Source organism: Micromonospora sp. NPDC005806, assembly GCF_042871425.1.
In the GTDB taxonomy this organism is placed as follows: Bacteria; Actinomycetota; Actinomycetes; order Mycobacteriales; family Micromonosporaceae; genus Micromonospora.
The window spans coordinates 1-1,556 of sequence record NZ_JBIAIL010000101.1; the positions used below are offsets into that span (position 1 = coordinate 1).

The following is a 1,556-nucleotide window of genomic DNA, read 5'->3' on the forward strand; positions in this document are numbered from 1 at the left end:
GGCCGGACTTTGTGCGCTGTCGTGAGTGGACATGAAGACGGCCTTCGGTGATCATGTCGTCTCGCCAAAGAAGAACATGACTCACAACCGAAGGCCGTGATGAGCAGTGTGCCCGACCCCGCTGACCGCGTCGAGTCGCTGCGGCGACTCGCGGGGTTCCGGGAAGAGTTTTACGCCTGTCTGACCCGTCGGGCGGACGCCCTGTTCGAGCTGACCGACGCGGTGTTGTGCGTGGATGGCCCGGTGGACAGTTTGGTCGGGTTGAGCCTGGCCGCCGAACATCGCCGGGGTCATGGGGCGCTCTACGATGCGGTCAATCACGGGCGTCTGGAGCCGGCCCGGCTGCGTCGGGCGGTGGCCGCGTTGCCGGTCCCGCTGGCCGCTGACGGGCGGATCGTGCTGGCGGTGGACGTGTCGGCGTGGCTGCGCAGGGAAGCTCACACCAGCCCGGACCGGCTCTACTGTCACGTGACCGGGCAGACCCGCGCCCAGGACCAGCGTATCCCTGGCTGGCCGTATTCGATCGTGGCTGCCCTGGAGACCGGCGCCACCTCCTGGACCGCGCTGCTCGACGCGGTCCGGCTCGGTCCGGCCGACGACGAGACGGCCGTGACCTGCGCGCAGGTGCGCCAGGTCGTGGACCGGCTGATCACCGCCGGACACCGGCGCGAGGGTGACCCGCCGATCCTGATCGTGGCCGACTCAGGCTACGACACCGCCCGCCTCGCCCACGACCTGCGTGACCTGCCGGTCGAGATCCTCGGGCGGCTGCGCTCCAGCCGGGTGATGCGCCTGCCAGCACCGGCCCGCACTGCGACCACGGTCGGCCGGCCTCGCCACCACGGCCCGGAACTACGGCTGTCCGACGAGACCACCTGGCCGCAGCCGGCCCACCACACCCACACCACCACCGCCCGCTACGGCACCGCACAGGCCCGCGCCTTCAACCGGGTACATCCCCGACTGACCCGCCGCGCCGCCTGGATCAGTCACACCGGACCGCTCCCGATTCTGGAAGGCACCCTGCTGCGGCTGACCGTCGACCGCGTCCCCTCCGGTCACAACCCCAAACCGATCTGGCTGTGGTGCTCCACGCCCGACCTAACCGCCGCCCAGGTGGATCTGCTCTGGCAGGCCTACCTGCGCCGCTTTGACCTCGAGCACACCTTCCGGCTGCTCAAACAAACCCTCGGCTGGACCCGACCCCGCCTACGCGACCCGAACGCCGCTGACACCTGGACCTGGCTGATCCTCGCCGCGCACACCCAACTACGGCTGGCCCGCGGCCTCACCGACGATCTGCGCCGCCCCTGGGAACGACCCGCCGACCCCACCCGACCCGAGCGCCTGAGCCCCGCCCGGGTCCGACGCGGGTTTCGCAACCTCCGACCGAAGACCAGCCACCCCGCGAAGGCACCAAAACCCACCCGGCCCGGCCCCGGACGCCCACCCGGCAGCCCCAACCGACACCGCGCACCCCGCCACGACGTCGGCAAAACCCTCCACCGCGCCCGCACCCAAGCCGACCAGCAAAAACGCAAAGGTTAAAAAACAAG

Annotated in this window: 1 protein-coding gene; it reads left to right on the forward strand. The window is 70.4% G+C overall.

Translation table 11 applies throughout. The features are described from left to right. Positions 1 to 99: 99 nt before the first annotated feature. Positions 100 to 1,548, forward strand: a complete 1,449-nt coding sequence (locus ACFYOS_RS36400) for an NF041680 family putative transposase (RefSeq protein ID WP_387151905.1) — start codon at positions 100 to 102, stop codon at positions 1,546 to 1,548. The last annotated feature ends 8 nt before the right edge of the window (positions 1,549 to 1,556 follow it).